The following is a 13,198-nucleotide window of genomic DNA, read 5'->3' on the forward strand; positions in this document are numbered from 1 at the left end:
ACGGTGTAGTAAGGGTGGAATGGAATACCATCAAGCGGCACGCCATTAGCGTCCTTCTTCGCCTTGATCTCGATACCGTCCGGGTTGTTTGAACCGACTTCATGCAGCGCCACAAGGTGCGCCGCGACCAGGCCCAGCAAAACCAGCGGAATTGCGATCACGTGAAACGCGAAGAAGCGGTTCAGCGTTGCATCGGACACGACATAGTCGCCGCGAATCCACAGGGACAGATCCGGACCGATGAAAGGAATTGCGCCGAACAGGTTGACGATAACCTGCGCGCCCCAGAACGACATCTGCCCCCATGGAAGCAGGTAGCCGAAGAATGCCTCGGCCATCAGGCATAGGAAGATGCCCACGCCGAACAGCCACAGCAATTCACGTGGCTTGCGATAGGAACCGTACAGTAGGCTCTTCAGCATGTGCAGGTAGACGACAACAAAGAATGCGGAAGCGCCTGTGGAATGCATGTACCTTACCAGCCAGCCCCACGGGACATCGCGCATGATGTATTCCACCGATGCGAATGCCAGGTTGGCGTCCGGCTTGTAATGCATTACCAGGAAGATGCCGGTCACAATCTGGATCACGAGCACCAGCAGTGCAAGGGAGCCGAATATGTACCAGAAATTGAAGTTTTTAGGCGCATAGTATTCAGAGACATGCGCCCGCCAGGTCGACGACAGCGGGAAGCGCTCGTCGATCCAGTTGATGGCCCGGTTCGGCAGCGGAATAGGCGTACCGGGTTGTCTTTGCTGTGGTGTCGCCATAATTACGCTTCGCCTTTCTCGTCTTTGCCAATGACCAGCTTGGTATCGCCGACATACATGTAGGGCGGAACCTGCAGGTTGTCCGGAGCGGGCACGTTCTGATAAACACGGCCTGCAAGATCGAACGTGGAACCATGACAAGGACACAGGAAACCACCCGCCCAGTCATCTGGCAACGAAGGCTGTGCTCCAGGCTGAAGCTTGGTGATCGGCGAACATCCCAAGTGAGAACAAATACCGACGGCAACCAGCAGGTCTGGCTTGCGCGAACGATATTCGTTGCGGGCGTATTCAGGCGTCAGCTCTTCGGGATTGCGCTCCGACTTCGGGTCGGCGAGCTTTGGCTCGACGCTCTTCAGCGACGCGACCATTTCCGGTGAGCGCTTCAGGATCCAGACCGGTTTACCGCGCCACTCAACGGTTCTCAGCTCTCCCGGCGCCAAGCCGGCAATATCGACTTCCACCGGCGCGCCGGCTGCCTTGGCGCGCTCGGACGGCTGGAAAGTGGACACAAAAGCTCCTGCGGTGGCCAATCCAGCCACACCACCCGCCGCACACGTAGCGACGAGCAAGCCACGTCGACCGGAGTCGACCTGCTTTTCGTTACTCATACCAACCCCAATCAGTCAAAATGCGAAATCTGTTCGAAACTTCTAGCAACCTTAGATTATAACGGACGATGGACATGAATTGAAGCTAATCCATACCATCGTTCGGAATTTTGGGGAACTTTTTGATCGGGGGATATGCGGTGGATGACGGGCCGTCAAGTTTTGTGCCGTATTATTCAGCCTGACAGATACCCAGTCCTACAGGCATAGGCCGTTTTTTCTTTATTTTTAGGAGGTTGCATGGGAGTGCTGCAGGAATTCAAGGCTTTTGCCATTAAAGGAAATGTCATTGACCTTGCCATCGGAGTAATCATCGGCACTGCATTCGCCAGGATCGTTGATTCACTCGTCCAAGACATCATCATGCCTGTTGCCGGCAAAATCACTGGAGGCTTGGATTTCACCAATTACTACTTACCCCTCAACAATCAAGGTACTCATCTCACCCTTGTCGAGGCCAAGAAGGCGGGAGCGGTCTTTGCCTATGGCAATTTTCTCACGATTTTGCTTAACTTCCTTATTTTGGCCTTCATCATCTTTCAAATGGTGCGGCTGCTGAATAAGGCGAAGCGAAAAGATCCGGAACCTGCAGCAGCACCAACGCCGGAAGAAATCGTACTGTTGCGTGAAATTCGCGACTCGCTACGCAAGTAAACCGATCTGCAAAGTGCTTTCCGGATTTACTGTAGTGCCAGGGCTAGGCCTTTTTGCCTTTGGAGCGTCCGAGTTGAAGCAGACCGCGACGGTGGGCTTCGAAGACAGCTTCGCCGCGAGAATGCACGGCCAGTTTTCCATAGATGTTCTTGATATGGGTTTGGACCGTTCCAACCGACACCGATAGTATCTTCGCCACTTCGCCATAACTCCTACCCTGAGCGATCAGATCAAGAATTGCCGCTTCGCGCTTGGTCAGGCTGGTAACGGGATTGTCCACCACCGCCATTTGGTTTTTCTTACCATTCCTCACCTTGGCAAGCACCATGCGGGCGATGGCGAGGCTCATCGGCGCGCCGCCGGCACGCAAATCAAGCACCGCGCGGGCAGCGTCAATCCGGCCCGCGTCCTTCAGCATATAACCCGACGCGCCAGCCTCGATACAGGCGAGCACGTTGGCTTCGTCGCTCGATACCGTCACAACCATGATGTCGGCATCAGGGTGCAACCTCACGCAGGCATGGATCAGTTCAATGCCAGAACCGTCGGGCAGACCGAGGTCGGTTATTAATACATCAATCTTGTGCGCGTTAAGAAAGGTTAAAGCTGAGCTGACGTTGTCGAACGCCGCCAGCAAGCAGAGCTCAGGCGCGGCCTCAATTGCTAACGACAGGGATTTACGCGTGACAGCGTCATCTTCAACGATGACAACACGAACCCGTTCGCTCGGCGTTTCTTCCAACATGTTTGTTCCTTACCGGCAAATTCCATTCCCCTACTATGATATAGGGAATTTAACCAACTATCGGGCACATAGTTGTAGCGGAATAGGATTAAGCCGGATTATCGATGTCGATGAAACGATGCATGATATTGAACTTTTCAGCGATATGCTCTCCGAGTGCCTGAACACCGTATCGTTCGGTGGCGTGGTGGCCGCAGGCGAGATAAGAAATGCCTGATTCCCTGGCGAGATGCACGGTTGGCTCCGACACTTCGCCGCTGAGGTAAACGCTTACGCCAGCGTCGATTGCGTCGCCAATCATGTTTTGGGCAGCACCGGTGCACCAACCGATGCGGCCCAAAGCTTGCGTCGGATCTCCGATGAGCAATGGCCGGCGGTGAAGACGCTCCTCGACAAGCTTCGCCAATTCACCGACGGTACGCACCTCGGTACTGGCGACGCCGAGCCAGCCCAAACCGTCTTCACCGAAACGCCCGTCCGGCCTCAATCCCAACTGGCGCGCCAATTGGGCGTTATTGCCGAAATCGACGTGCATATCCAATGGCAGATGAAAGGCAAACAAGCTCACGTCATGGATGAGCAAAGATTTCAGGCGACGCTGGCGCATGCCGACGATACGCTGGTCCTCGCCGCGCCAGAAATAACCGTGATGTACGAGGATGGCATCAGCGCCGAGATCCAATGCTGCTTCGATCAAGGCCAGGCTGGCTGTGACGCCTGTGACAAGCGTCGCGATCCGATCTCGTCCTTCCACCTGCAAGCCGTTTGGGCAATAGTCACGAAAACGGGTAATATCAAGCGCTTGCCCTAGATATTGGGCCAATTCCGTCCTGCCCACTGATTTTCGATCCATTTTTACACCTTATATGCAACGTCTTTGGCTATTGTTTGCGCAAACCGTCACGGTCGGTCTGGCGATTTGGTTCATTGTAGCGAGCCTCAAGCCGGAATGGGCTGCCGGGATGACCCGGACGGCTCCCGCAGTGCGCAGCAATTCATCGGTGCCCATGCTGGAAGCACCAGCCGGCCAGCCACCGACCCAAGGCTCCTACCGCAGCGCTGCAAAACGCGCCATGCCTGCAGTGGTGAATATTTACACCACCAAAGGCTCACGTCAGCCCGCACATCCGTTCATGGACGATCCGCTGTTCCGCAAATTTTTCGGCGATCAGCAGGAAGACAAGCAATTCAGCCTGGGCTCCGGCGTGGTCGTCAGCCCGGAAGGGTATGTACTGACGAACAACCATGTGGTCGAAACCGCCGACGAGATCGAGGTGGCGTTTGCCGATGGCCGCAAGGCGGTCGCCAAACTGGTCGGCACCGACCCGGAAACCGATCTTGCCGTAATCAAGATCAACATGAAGGATCTGCCGGCGATAACGCTGGGCAATGTCGACCAAGCGATGGTGGGCGATGTCGTGCTTGCCATTGGCAATCCGTTCGGCGTCGGGCAGACCGTCACGATGGGCATCATTTCGGCACTCGGGCGCAGCCATCTTGGCATCAACACGTTCGAGAATTTCATCCAGACCGATGCTGCGATCAACCCCGGCAATTCCGGCGGCGCGCTGATCGATACCAACGGCAATCTTCTCGGTATCAATACAGCGATTTACTCGCGTAGCGGCGGCTCGCTCGGCATCGGATTTGCCATTCCGGTCACGACGGTCAAGGACGTGATGGAGTCGATCATTGCCACCGGCCAGAAAGTGCGGGGCTGGATCGGCGTGGAGCCCCAGGACATTACACCCGAGCTTGCGGAGAGTTTCGGACTGACGCGAAAATCGGGCGCGATCATCGCGGGCGTCCTCAAGGGCGGACCGGCAGACAAGGCCGGCATGCGGCCAGGCGACATCTTGCTTGCGGTAGAAGGCAAAGCGATCAATGACACCACCGAAATGCTGAACATCATTGCGCAGCTAAAGCCAGGCAACAAAGCAAAAATGAGGGTGCTGCGCCGGAATCAGGAGTCGAATGTCGAGGTGGTGGTGGGCAAACGTCCCAAACCGCGGCGTGAAGTCAGCAATGAAGAGCGGTAAGCATGCACGTACGTGACCTGATTCAATTCCTGGGAGAGCTGTCGGAAAACAATAACCGTGCGTGGTTTGTGATGAACAAGCCGCGCTACGATATTTTGCGCGCCGAGTTTCTTGATGTGGTGATCCGCCTGATTGCCGACCTTAGTAGATTCGATCCCGAAGTCGCCGGCTGCAATCCGAAGAAGGCTTTATTCCGCATCAATCGCGACCTGCGCTTTTCGCGTGAAAAGATCCCTTACAAGACTACCTTCTCTGCTGCAATCACTGCCAGCGGCCTGAAGAAGCCGAGTCAGGGCGGTGGACCCGCCTACTATTTCCATATCGATGCGGACGGCAAGCTGTTGATCGCGGGCGGGGAGTACATGCCGCCACCGGATCGGCTCCGCGCAATTCGCCAGCAAGTGATTGCGGATCCCACCGGATTCGGCAAGATGCTGAAAAACCGGAAGCTGCGGGAAACCTTCGGGGATTTGCAGCAGGAGGGCAAGCTCACGCGGCCGCCGAAGGGATTCGATGCGGATGGGCCGCATGCGGAATATGTAAAGCTGAAGAGCTTTATCGTGTGGAACGAAGTAAGCTTGAAAAAGAAGCCGCCCGCTGATCTGAACAAGCATCTTGCAACGACGTTCAAGGATGCTTATCCACTCGTTACCTGGCTGCGCCAGGTGAACTGACCGGCAGCCCTCCCTCAGGCGGTTAGATCGGTCTGTTCTTCCGGCGCTCGCGTTACCCTGGCGAACAACGGCGCAATCCATATGCCGACCTCATACAGCAGACATAAGGGGATTGCCAGCAGCAGCTGGCTCATCACATCGGGCGGCGTCACGATGGCGGCGATGACAAACGCGCCGACGATCACATAAGGCCGTATTTCTTTCAGCTTTTCCACTGTAACAAGCCCCATGCGCACCAGCACGATGACCACGATCGGCACTTCGAAGGTGACGCCGAAGGCGATGAACATGGTCATGACAAAACTGAAATAGCTGTCGATATCCGGCGCAACCGATACCGATTTCGGCGCGAATTCATTCACGAATTTGAACACTACGCCGAATACAAAGAAATAACAGAACGCGACGCCGGCGATGAACAGAATCGAAGAAGAAATGACGAGCGGCGCAATCAGCTTCTTCTCGTGCGTGTACAGGCCGGGAGCAATGAATGCCCAGGCTTGATACAGGATGACCGGCAGCGCGATCAGAAACGCTACCAGCAAGGTGACTTTTACCGGGATCAGGAAGGGCGTGATCACTCCGGTCGCAATCATCTTGCTGCCTGCCGGCAAGGCCGACATCATTGGATAGGCGAGCACGTCGTAAATATTGCCGGCCCATGGCATCAGGCACAGGAAAACGAGCAGCAGTGCTGCTGACGCCTTCATCACCCGGTTGCGCAATTCCACCAGATGCGAAATGAAGGTGTCGCCGGCACCCGTGGCTTGTGGATCGTCGGTCATTTAATGAAAGGATTTACGGGTGGCGCCGGCGGGGCGATACTTCGCAACCCGTGCGGCGCCGGAAATTACACGCGTCTTGTGGCCACTTTGCCGCTTGTACCAGGACGGGATGGCGGATGTCCGTGCGAGTTTCTTGCGACGGAAATCTTTTGCTTTTACAACCAATGGATTCGGGGTGGACGGCTCCATCAGCGGATTCGAAAGACCGGCAGAGTTGTCGTCATTCCAGGTGGTATTGAAGCTTTCCTGCGCCTCGGACATATTCTTCGCAATGCTTTGCTCGACATCGCTTGCCGCTTCCTGCATGTCCTTCTGCATCTTGCGCAGTTCTTCGAGCTCTATTTCGCGGCTGACCTCGGACTTTACGTCATTGATATAGCGCTGCGCCCGGCCGAACAATGAACCGGCCATGCGGGCCACTCTCGGCAATTTCTCCGGGCCGATGACGACCAGCGCCACGACGCCAATCATCGCGATTTTGGTAAGTCCGATATCGATCATGATGCAGTTCGCCCAAGCGTCGTGCGGTTAGCAAGCCGTGGCAATGCGATCTTCAGAAACGGATACATCAGCTCTTGGTCTTCTCTTTCGCATCGATGTCGATGGTTGCCTTGTCAGCGACCTGCGATGGCGTAGCATTCGCGGCGCTGGATTTGTCGTCTTCGCCTTTGACGCCGTCCTTGAAGCCCTTGACCGCCTTGCCCAGGTCGGACCCCATGTTGCCGATCTTCTTGGTCCCGAAAACCAGCAGGATGATCACCAGCACGATTAACCAGTGCCAAACACTAAATGAACCCATTACGTTCTCCTTACAGGACAGTAGCGCCCTGGAAACAAATTTGAATGATATGTCGGGTGCGTTAACGTTGCCCGCGCCACGGACGCGGTCCGCCGATGACATGTAAGTGGAGATGGTACACCTCCTGACCGCCGTCAGGTCCGGTATTGAACAGCGTCTTGAATCCGCCCGTACCTATTGCACCGTTTTCACCGGCGATGTAACCGCACCCTTGCTCTTTTGCCAGCTTCGGTGCCAGCAGCATCATTTTCCCTAATAATGCTGCATGACTTTCATGGCAATCGGCCAGTGTACCAATATGTTGTTTCGGGATGATTAAAAAATGCACCGGTGCAGCAGGATTGATGTCGTGAAATGCGATTACATCCTCGTCTTCGTAGACGGTCTTCGATGGAATCTGCTTGGCGGCAATTTTGCAAAATAAACAGTTATCCATTTTTCGCTGTATTTCTTTCATTCGAGAATGATTTCTTGATCAGCCAACGAACCGGCCGGTAACGGCTACATGCCGTTTTTCTCACGTTCAATCAGCTTGCGATTCGCTTTTTCTTCCAGTCCTGACATGCCCTCGCGCCGTGCCAGTTCATCAAGCACATCCCGAGGCGTCAGGTCGAATTGTGCCAGCATGATCAGGGAATGAAACCACAAGTCGGCGCATTCATAGAGTACTTTCGATTTATTCCCGCCGGCGCGCACGTCTTTCGCAGCCATGACGGTTTCGGTTGCTTCCTCGCCGATTTTCTTCAGGATCGCATCGTCACCTTTGGAAAACAGGCGTGCAACATAGGATTTATCCGGATCGCCGCCATTGGCCGGCTTGCGCGATTCGATGATGTCAGCCAGGCGTTGTAAGGTGTCGCTCATACATTGAGGCGGGTCCCACCCGCCGGGTCCTTGTCGGTCATGGAGCGGGTGGGACCCGCTTAAGGCTTGTAAATGGTCTGGGGATCTTTCAGCACCGGCTCGACGGCATTCCAGTCGCCGCTTTCGGCCGATCCTTCGAATACCTGGAAGAAGCACGAGTGGCGCCCGGTATGACAGGCGATTCCGTCCACCTGCTCCACCTTGAGGAGCACAACATCTTCATCGCAATCAAGGCGGATTTCACGAACCTTCTGGACATGTCCGGATTCCTCGCCCTTGTGCCATAGCTTCTTGCGCGAACGGCTCCAGTAGACTGCCTCGCCCAGTTCGACGGTTTTTGACAAGGCCTCGCGCGTCATCCACGCGAACATCAGCACGTCATTGGAACCGACTTCCTGTGCAATCACCGGCACCAGTCCGTTTTCGTCCCACTTGACCTTATTGAGCCACTTGGCCTTGATGCTCATGAAAGCCTCATTGCAATGCCCTGGTCCGCCATGAAACGCTTGGCTTCCTGGACGGTATGCTGTCCGTAATGAAAAATGCTGGCCGCCAGTACCGCGTCGGCGCGGCCGATCGTGACGCCATCGGCCAGATCCTTCAAGCCCCCGACTCCGCCCGATGCGATGACCGGGATGCCGACCGCATTGGAGACGGCGCTGGTGAGAGCGAGATCAAAGCCGATCTTGGTTCCATCGCGGTCCATGCTGGTCAACAGGATTTCGCCTACGCCCAGACTTTCCATTTTCCTTGCCCACTCGACGACGTCGAGACCGGTCGGCTTGCGGCCGCCGTGGGTGAACACTTCCCATTTATTGTCGCCGCTTTTCTTGGCATCGATCGCAACGACGATGCATTGCGATCCGTATTTGCGTGCCGACTCGCCGACGAAATCGGGATTCGCAATGGCGGCGCTGTTGATGCTCACCTTGTCGGCACCAGCATTGAGCAAGCGGCGCACGTCATTGACCGAGCGTACACCCCCGCCGACAGTGAGGGGAATGAACACTTGGGAAGCGACCGCTTCGATGATCGGCAGGATCAGATCGCGCTCGTCGGACGTGGCGGTGATATCGAGAAAAGTGAGCTCATCCGCGCCCTGCGCGTCATAGCGGCGGGCGATTTCCACCGGGTCGCCGGCGTCGCGCAACTCCAGAAAGTTAACGCCCTTGACGACGCGCCCCGCGGTAACGTCAAGGCAAGGGATGATACGTTTTGCAAGGGTCATGCTTCGTCTTCTTCAGCCGACTCTTCGAGGCCGCTCAGTTCATCGGCCCGATCCTGCGCCGTGCGCAGATCGAGCGTACCTTCGTAAATCGACCGTCCGCAGATGACGCCTTCGATGCCCTCGTCCTGCACCGCGCACAAGGCTTCGACATCCTTGATCGTATGCACCCCGCCGGAGGCGATCACGGGAATGGTCATGCTGCGTGCGAGCTTGACGGTGGCGTCGATGTTTACGCCGCCCATCATGCCATCCCGACCGATGTCGGTATAGACGATCGCTTCGCAGCCGTAGTCCTCGAATTTCTTGGCGAGATCGATCACTTCATGACCGGACAGCTTGCTCCAGCCATCGGTGGCAACTTTGCCGTCCTTGGCGTCGAGGCCGACGATGATCTGCCCCGGGAAGGCACTGCATGCATCGTGCAGGAAGCCGGGATTCTTGACCGCCGCCGTGCCAATGATGATGTAGGACAGTCCGTCATCGAGGTAACGTTCGATGGTGTCCAGATCCCGGATGCCGCCGCCGAGCTGGATGGGAATTTCATCGGTATCGTTGTCGATCGCAAAATCCCGAACCGCCTGGATGATCGCCTTTACCGCGGATTCATTCTTGGGTTTGCCGGCAAACGCGCCGTTCAGGTCAACCAGATGCAACCGTCGTGCGCCTTGTGCCAGCCAGTGGCGCGCCATTTCCGCGGGATCCTGAGAGAACACGGTGGCCTGATCCATGTCGCCTTGCTTGAGGCGTACGCATTGACCGTCTTTGATGTCGATGGCAGGTATGAGCAGCATGGCTACGTTCGATATGTTAGTAGGTTAAGAATAACGGCGATCGGTTTCTATGTTTGGAAGTTTTTCGTGCAGCAATCTACGGATTCCAGTACACAAAATTCTTATAGAGCTGCAGTCCGGCGGCAGCGCTTTTTTCAGGGTGAAACTGCGTGGCAAAGATATTATCGCGGCCGACCACGGAGCTGAACGGCGCGCCATAAACTGTCTCGCCCAACGTATGCCCGGCGTTTTCAGGCACTGCATAGTAACTATGGACAAAATAGAAGTAGCTGTTGTCAGGTATGTCACTCCAGAGCGGATGGGCCAGGGACTGCCTGACTCGGTTCCAGCCCATTTGCGGTACTTTAAAACGCGATCCGTCATCTTGCAATTGCCCGTCGAGCTGGAAGCGCACCACCTTTCCGGGAAGCAGACCAAGTCCGGGCGTATCGCCCTCCTCGCTCCAGTCGAACAGCAGCTGCTCGCCGACGCAGACGCCAAACAATGGCCTGGAACGGGCCGCCTCAACCACCGCCTCCTGAAGGCCGGACTCGCGCAGGCATCGCATGCAATCGGGTATGGCTCCCTGTCCGGGAAGCACCAGCCTGTCGGCGGATTTGATATCTGACAATTCGCCCGATATACGGACGTCGGCTTCGGGCGCGACATGGCGCAATGCCTGCGCAACAGAGCGCAGATTGCCCATGCCGTAATCGACCACTACTATTTTGCTCATGTTAACAATGACGTCGCAGCGCGCAATGTGCAGCGCTTACAGACTGCCTTTCGTCGAAGGAATGGTTCCGGCCGAACGTGGATCCAGCTCTGCGGCCATGCGCAGCGCGCGGCCAAATGCCTTGAATACGGTTTCACACTGATGATGGGCGTTTTCGCCGCGCAGATTATCGATATGCAAAGTAACCAGTGCGTGGTTGACGAAGCCCTGAAAGAATTCGTGCGTCAGGTCGACATCGAAGGAGCCGATCATCGAGCGCTTGAACGGGACATGGAATTCCAGGCCAGGACGGCCGGAGAAATCGATCACCACCCGGGACAGCGCCTCGTCCAGCGGCACGTAGGCATGCCCGTAACGCCGGATGCCTTTCTTGTCGCCAATCGCCTTGGCGAATGCCTGACCGAGCGTGATGCCGACATCTTCCACCGTATGGTGGGCATCGATGTGCAGATCGCCGTTGGCATGAATATCGAGGTCGATCAAGCCGTGCCGCGCTATCTGGTCAAGCATGTGATCCAGGAAAGGGACGCCGGTATTCAGCTTTTGCTGTCCGGTGCCGTCGAGATTGATGGCAACGCGGATCTGCGTCTCATTGGTATTGCGTGTGATCTCTGCAACGCGTGACGTAGGCATGTTAGGTGGCAACTAAAAATTACGGGGCAAGCGATGCGGCAAGCGCATCAAGAAAAATCCGGTTTTCCTCCGGGGTACCCACGGTCACCCGTAAGCAATTTTCCAACAGTAGGTGCATTTTACCGAGATTTTTAACCAAAACCTTCCGGTCCAACAATGCAGCGAAAACATTATTGAGGCTATTTTTCGATGGATGCAAGCGAATCAACAAAAAATTCGACGCTGACGGGAATACTTCGACACCCGGCAACGCTTGCAATGCGGCTGCTAGAACAGCTCTTTCGCGACGCAACGTGGCTGCCTGATCGTCCAGAATTGCGACATGTTCCAGCGCGAATTCGGCCGCCGCCTGGGTCAGCACATTGATATTGTAGGGCGGACGCACTTTTTCAAACTCGGTCAGCAACGCGTCACCGGCCGCCATGTAGCCGAGCCGGATTCCGGCCAGGCCGAGTTTGGACACGGTGCGCATTACGATCATGTTGGGAAAGTCAGGCAGCCGCGGCATGAAGCTGGCTTGCGCAAACGGCTGATACGCCTCGTCCACCACCACCAGGCCGGCATCGCCAACCGCGCGAATAATGTCGGCCATGTCGTCCGCATCGAACAGGTTGCCGGTCGGGTTGTTGGGATAGGCAAGATAGGTAATCGCGGGCCGATGCTGCGCGATGGCGTCCAGCATCGCCGCTTTGTTCAACGTGAAGTCCGCATTCAGCGGGACGCCGACGAATTCCAGTCCCGAGAACTGCGCCGACATCGCATACATCACAAATCCGGGCACCGGCGCGAGGACCTTGGCGCCCGGCTTTGCGCAGGCGATCGACAGCATGGAAATCAATTCGTCCGATCCATTGCCCAGCACCACATCGAATCCAGCCGGCACGCCGAGCCGGGTGCGAATCTTTTCCTTTAACGCGGTATAAGACGGGACCGGATAGCGATTCATCGCGACGTCTGCCAGGCGCCGCCCCAACTCGGTACGCAACTCCTGCGGCAGCACATAGGGGTTTTCCATGGCATCCAGCTTGACGAAGCCGCTGGAGTCAGGCACGTGATAGGCGGACAAGGCGAGGATGTCCGGACGAATGACGTTGTCGATGAGAGAGCGGGTATTCATGGGCGTTGTCGTCAGGTTATGAGTGGCATCAAGCTGCGGCGGAATTGCTGATTTCGCCATCAATTTCGCTTAAACGGTTTTCGATGAGTTCGCAATAATCGGGATTCAGTTCGAAGCCGACATAATGTCGTCCGCAGCGTTTGGCGGCGACAGCGGTGGTGCCGCTGCCCATGAACGGGTCGAGCACGATGCCGCCGGGCGGACAGGATGCCTTGACCATGCGTTCGATGATTTCCAGCGGCTTCTGCGTCGGGTGATCGGCGCGCTCCCGGTGCTCGCGATGCAGGCGGGAGACGCTCCACACATCTTTTGGGTTGTAGCCGATTTCGAGCCATTTGGCGCCGATAAAAATGGAGCGGGAACGGGCTTTTTTCGTCTCGGCATCGTAGGGTATGCGCACAGCGTCCAGGTCGAAATAATAATCCTTGGCGTTGACGAAAAATCCGATGGTGTCGTGCACCGACGAATACTTGCGCGTGCTGCCGCCCATCGACGGCACCCTGCGGTCCCAGATGATTTCATTCATCATCGTCATGCGTTGCTTGAGCATCACGAAGATTTCCGGTGAGTAGCGCCAGGTCAGAAAAATATACAGGCTGCCGTTCGGCTTCAATTTCGGCAGCGCGACGGTAATCCATTGCTCGGTCCATGCCAGATAATTTTTTGCATCGAGCTTGTCGGAATCATTGCCGTAATCCTTGCCGAGGCCATAGGGCGGATCGGCGATCAGCAGGTCGACGCTCGCATCCGGTATGCGCTGGAGTCCGGCGATG

19 protein-coding genes are annotated in these 13,198 nt (G+C 56.2%); 3 read left to right on the forward strand and 16 right to left on the reverse strand.

Annotated features, from left to right (window positions below):
- Both VGU61_RS01915 and petA read right to left on the reverse strand, forming a co-directional pair.
- Window positions 1–770: cytochrome bc complex cytochrome b subunit (locus VGU61_RS01915; protein ID WP_326857405.1), on the reverse strand; the 770-nt coding region annotated here is incomplete at its 3' end.
- Window positions 771–772: 2 nt separating this feature from the next.
- Complete coding sequence (gene petA, locus VGU61_RS01920) at window positions 773–1,381, reverse strand: ubiquinol-cytochrome c reductase iron-sulfur subunit (RefSeq protein ID WP_326857406.1); 609 nt, start codon at window positions 1,379–1,381, stop codon at window positions 773–775.
- Window positions 1,382–1,621: 240 nt separating this feature from the next.
- Here petA and mscL point away from each other — a divergent pair, with 240 nt between their 5' ends.
- Window positions 1,622–2,035 carry a large conductance mechanosensitive channel protein MscL gene (gene mscL, locus VGU61_RS01925; protein WP_326857407.1) on the forward strand — a complete coding sequence of 138 codons (414 nt, stop codon included), beginning with the start codon at window positions 1,622–1,624 and terminating at the stop codon, window positions 2,033–2,035.
- A 43-nt stretch (window positions 2,036–2,078) separates the two neighbouring features.
- Here the strand turns inward: mscL and VGU61_RS01930 are convergent, their stop codons facing one another.
- On the reverse strand, window positions 2,079–2,780 hold the full coding sequence (locus VGU61_RS01930) for a response regulator transcription factor (protein WP_326857408.1): 702 nt from the start codon (window positions 2,778–2,780) through the stop codon (window positions 2,079–2,081).
- 88 nt (window positions 2,781–2,868) lie between these two features.
- Entirely contained in the window at window positions 2,869–3,618 is a 750-nt protein-coding gene (locus VGU61_RS01935; RefSeq protein WP_414691582.1) for a Nif3-like dinuclear metal center hexameric protein, read from the reverse strand.
- A gap of 28 nt (window positions 3,619–3,646) precedes the next feature.
- Between VGU61_RS01935 and VGU61_RS01940 the strand changes: the two genes are divergently transcribed.
- A complete protein-coding gene (locus VGU61_RS01940) occupies window positions 3,647–4,819 on the forward strand; it encodes a Do family serine endopeptidase (protein WP_326857410.1) in 1,173 nt (390 codons plus the stop codon).
- Between the two features lie 2 nt (window positions 4,820–4,821).
- Window positions 4,822–5,493: a DUF2461 domain-containing protein gene (locus VGU61_RS01945; RefSeq protein WP_326857411.1), complete on the forward strand. Its 672-nt coding sequence runs from the start codon at window positions 4,822–4,824 to the stop codon at window positions 5,491–5,493.
- A 14-nt stretch (window positions 5,494–5,507) separates the two neighbouring features.
- Here VGU61_RS01945 and tatC read toward each other — a convergent pair whose 3' ends face one another.
- The 12 genes from tatC to VGU61_RS02005 all read right to left on the reverse strand — a co-directional run bounded on the left by tatC (window position 5,508) and on the right by VGU61_RS02005 (window position 13,197).
- Window positions 5,508–6,278 (reverse strand): twin-arginine translocase subunit TatC, encoded by a 771-nt coding sequence (gene tatC / locus VGU61_RS01950; protein WP_326857412.1) that lies wholly within the window; start codon window positions 6,276–6,278, stop codon window positions 5,508–5,510.
- A complete protein-coding gene (tatB, locus tag VGU61_RS01955; protein ID WP_326857413.1) occupies window positions 6,279–6,779 on the reverse strand; it encodes a Sec-independent protein translocase protein TatB in 501 nt (166 codons plus the stop codon). It abuts the gene before it with no gap.
- 67 nt (window positions 6,780–6,846) lie between these two features.
- Window positions 6,847–7,077 (reverse strand): Sec-independent protein translocase subunit TatA, encoded by a 231-nt coding sequence (gene tatA / locus VGU61_RS01960; protein ID WP_326857414.1) that lies wholly within the window; start codon window positions 7,075–7,077, stop codon window positions 6,847–6,849.
- A 61-nt stretch (window positions 7,078–7,138) separates the two neighbouring features.
- The gene (locus VGU61_RS01965; protein ID WP_326857423.1) at window positions 7,139–7,513 is read right to left on the reverse strand and encodes a histidine triad nucleotide-binding protein; all 375 of its coding nucleotides are present in this window, start codon (window positions 7,511–7,513) and stop codon (window positions 7,139–7,141) included.
- A gap of 65 nt (window positions 7,514–7,578) precedes the next feature.
- On the reverse strand, window positions 7,579–7,941 hold the full coding sequence (locus tag VGU61_RS01970) for a phosphoribosyl-ATP diphosphatase (RefSeq protein WP_326857415.1): 363 nt from the start codon (window positions 7,939–7,941) through the stop codon (window positions 7,579–7,581).
- Window positions 7,942–8,000: 59 nt separating this feature from the next.
- Window positions 8,001–8,408: a phosphoribosyl-AMP cyclohydrolase gene (gene hisI, locus VGU61_RS01975; RefSeq protein ID WP_326857416.1), complete on the reverse strand. Its 408-nt coding sequence runs from the start codon at window positions 8,406–8,408 to the stop codon at window positions 8,001–8,003.
- Window positions 8,405–9,169, reverse strand: a complete 765-nt coding sequence (hisF, locus tag VGU61_RS01980) for an imidazole glycerol phosphate synthase subunit HisF (RefSeq protein ID WP_326857417.1) — start codon at window positions 9,167–9,169, stop codon at window positions 8,405–8,407. The genes hisI and hisF overlap by 4 nt, the downstream gene beginning before the upstream one ends.
- Window positions 9,166–9,960 carry a 1-(5-phosphoribosyl)-5-[(5-phosphoribosylamino)methylideneamino]imidazole-4-carboxamide isomerase gene (gene hisA / locus VGU61_RS01985; RefSeq protein WP_326857418.1) on the reverse strand — a complete coding sequence of 265 codons (795 nt, stop codon included), beginning with the start codon at window positions 9,958–9,960 and terminating at the stop codon, window positions 9,166–9,168. The genes hisF and hisA overlap by 4 nt, the downstream gene beginning before the upstream one ends.
- A gap of 76 nt (window positions 9,961–10,036) precedes the next feature.
- Window positions 10,037–10,675, reverse strand: coding sequence for an imidazole glycerol phosphate synthase subunit HisH (gene hisH / locus VGU61_RS01990; RefSeq protein WP_326857419.1), 639 nt, complete (start codon window positions 10,673–10,675; stop codon window positions 10,037–10,039).
- 36 nt (window positions 10,676–10,711) lie between these two features.
- The gene (gene hisB, locus VGU61_RS01995; protein ID WP_326857420.1) at window positions 10,712–11,308 is read right to left on the reverse strand and encodes an imidazoleglycerol-phosphate dehydratase HisB; all 597 of its coding nucleotides are present in this window, start codon (window positions 11,306–11,308) and stop codon (window positions 10,712–10,714) included.
- Window positions 11,309–11,327: 19 nt separating this feature from the next.
- Window positions 11,328–12,425 (reverse strand): histidinol-phosphate transaminase, encoded by a 1,098-nt coding sequence (hisC, locus tag VGU61_RS02000; RefSeq protein WP_326857421.1) that lies wholly within the window; start codon window positions 12,423–12,425, stop codon window positions 11,328–11,330.
- A gap of 28 nt (window positions 12,426–12,453) precedes the next feature.
- Complete coding sequence (locus tag VGU61_RS02005; RefSeq protein WP_326857422.1) at window positions 12,454–13,197, reverse strand: site-specific DNA-methyltransferase; 744 nt, start codon at window positions 13,195–13,197, stop codon at window positions 12,454–12,456.
- Window position 13,198: the final 1 nt, after the last annotated feature.

The sequence above is a fragment of the Noviherbaspirillum sp. genome (assembly GCF_035944575.1).
Lineage (GTDB): Bacteria > Pseudomonadota > Gammaproteobacteria > Burkholderiales > Burkholderiaceae_D > Noviherbaspirillum.

What these genes read in the sequence shown, in the direction of transcription:
- petA (WP_326857406.1), bottom strand. Translation starts at nt 1,381, where the DNA reads ATGAGTAACGAAAAGCAGGTCGACTCCGGTCGACGTGGCTTGCTCGTC.
- mscL (WP_326857407.1), top strand. Translation starts at nt 1,622, where the DNA reads ATGGGAGTGCTGCAGGAATTCAAGGCTTTTGCCATTAAAGGAAATGTC.
- VGU61_RS01930 (WP_326857408.1), bottom strand. Translation starts at nt 2,780, where the DNA reads ATGTTGGAAGAAACGCCGAGCGAACGGGTTCGTGTTGTCATCGTTGAA.
- VGU61_RS01940 (WP_326857410.1), top strand. Translation starts at nt 3,647, where the DNA reads ATGCAACGTCTTTGGCTATTGTTTGCGCAAACCGTCACGGTCGGTCTG.
- VGU61_RS01945 (WP_326857411.1), top strand. Translation starts at nt 4,822, where the DNA reads ATGCACGTACGTGACCTGATTCAATTCCTGGGAGAGCTGTCGGAAAAC.
- tatC (WP_326857412.1), bottom strand. Translation starts at nt 6,278, where the DNA reads ATGACCGACGATCCACAAGCCACGGGTGCCGGCGACACCTTCATTTCG.
- tatB (WP_326857413.1), bottom strand. Translation starts at nt 6,779, where the DNA reads ATGATCGATATCGGACTTACCAAAATCGCGATGATTGGCGTCGTGGCG.
- tatA (WP_326857414.1), bottom strand. Translation starts at nt 7,077, where the DNA reads ATGGGTTCATTTAGTGTTTGGCACTGGTTAATCGTGCTGGTGATCATC.
- VGU61_RS01965 (WP_326857423.1), bottom strand. Translation starts at nt 7,513, where the DNA reads ATGGATAACTGTTTATTTTGCAAAATTGCCGCCAAGCAGATTCCATCG.
- VGU61_RS01970 (WP_326857415.1), bottom strand. Translation starts at nt 7,941, where the DNA reads ATGAGCGACACCTTACAACGCCTGGCTGACATCATCGAATCGCGCAAG.
- hisI (WP_326857416.1), bottom strand. Translation starts at nt 8,408, where the DNA reads ATGAGCATCAAGGCCAAGTGGCTCAATAAGGTCAAGTGGGACGAAAAC.
- hisF (WP_326857417.1), bottom strand. Translation starts at nt 9,169, where the DNA reads ATGACCCTTGCAAAACGTATCATCCCTTGCCTTGACGTTACCGCGGGG.
- hisA (WP_326857418.1), bottom strand. Translation starts at nt 9,960, where the DNA reads ATGCTGCTCATACCTGCCATCGACATCAAAGACGGTCAATGCGTACGC.
- hisH (WP_326857419.1), bottom strand. Translation starts at nt 10,675, where the DNA reads ATGAGCAAAATAGTAGTGGTCGATTACGGCATGGGCAATCTGCGCTCT.
- hisB (WP_326857420.1), bottom strand. Translation starts at nt 11,308, where the DNA reads ATGCCTACGTCACGCGTTGCAGAGATCACACGCAATACCAATGAGACG.
- hisC (WP_326857421.1), bottom strand. Translation starts at nt 12,425, where the DNA reads ATGAATACCCGCTCTCTCATCGACAACGTCATTCGTCCGGACATCCTC.